The following is a 1183-nucleotide window of genomic DNA, read 5'->3' as shown; positions in this document are numbered from 1 at the left end:
ATATAAAAACTCTTATATAATTTTTTTGCATCATAGTAATGATCTACATCTATTTTTATAAGCCATTCTCTTTGAGGAATAAAATTTGCAACATAATTATAATAGCTATAAAGTTTATTTTTTTCACTTTGTGGATTTTCAATTTGTACTTCATAAGGATATTTTACTGGTATAAAAGAAGGATATTGCTTGCAAAATTCTAAAATAATCTCTTCACTTCCATCAGTACAATCATTATATCCTATAACACCTCTTTGTATTGCAGGCAATATACTTTCTAATGAAGCTCTTAAAGTAATAGCTTCATTTTTTACTCTTATAAAAGCCCAAGGATTTAAAGGAGATTTTGTATCTTTTGAGTTTGGATCAAAGTCAAAATAGCCATTATGCCCCTCTCCATTAATGGTTTTATTAATTTCATAAAAATACTTATTATTTTTTATTTAAAATATTTTTAGGTAACTTAGAATCAGTTTTTTGTAAAGATATGGTTTTATTGTTTAAATTATATCTTATCTTTTTTCTTATAGATTTTATTGGTATAAATATTAAGTAATAAATTTATAAATATTTTTCTAATTTTCATATTTTTTAATATTTCCTTATGTATAATAAAATAAAAAAGAAAGTATATATGAATAATCCTTTAATTACTATTATCATCCCAATATATAATGTAGCACCTTATTTAAGAGAATGTTTAGATAGCGTAATAAATCAAACGTATAAAAATTTAGATATTATGTTAGTGGATGATGGAAGTGACGATGGAAGCTTAAATATAGCCTTAGAATATCTTGGTAAAGATGAAAGAATATTTTTAATCTCCAAGGAAAATGGGGGACAATCTTCAGCAAGAAATATGGGATTAGAATTTATAAAAGGAACTAAACTCAGAAGTTTTTTTGAAGATAACATCGAACAAGACATAATTTCTTTTACTTCAACTCATACTTTTGATAAAAATACAAAAATAATTAATAAAGAAACAATAAAATCAAATTTTGTACCTATTCAAAAAAGATATATAAAAACAAATATAGAAAATATAAATGATTTATTAGTCCAAGAGCTACCAAATTCTATAATTCACTTTTTAGATTCAGATGATTATTTTTTAAATGATTGCATAGAACTTTGCGTGAAAGAAATGATTGAAAAAGATTTAGATATTTGTGCACAT

General features: G+C 23.2%; 1 protein-coding gene and 1 pseudogene. One reads left to right on the top strand and one right to left on the bottom strand.

Features of this window, described 5'->3' with window-relative positions; genetic code table 11:
- Positions 1-549, bottom strand: a pseudogene (locus AJ884_RS02470) (beta-1,4-N-acetylgalactosaminyltransferase); the annotation flags it as partial.
- A gap of 85 nt (positions 550-634) precedes the next feature.
- On the opposite strand from AJ884_RS02470, the gene AJ884_RS02465 reads away from it, so the two are divergent.
- Positions 635-1183 (top strand): glycosyltransferase family 2 protein (locus AJ884_RS02465; RefSeq protein WP_148116008.1); only part of this gene is annotated, 549 nt, incomplete at its 3' end.

It is taken from the genome of Campylobacter sp. BCW_6463 (assembly GCF_001762785.1).
Classification (GTDB): domain Bacteria; phylum Campylobacterota; class Campylobacteria; order Campylobacterales; family Campylobacteraceae; genus Campylobacter_D; species Campylobacter_D jejuni.
The sequence above is the reverse complement of the archived record's forward strand: the minus strand, read 5'-3'. Positions and strand labels throughout refer to the sequence as shown.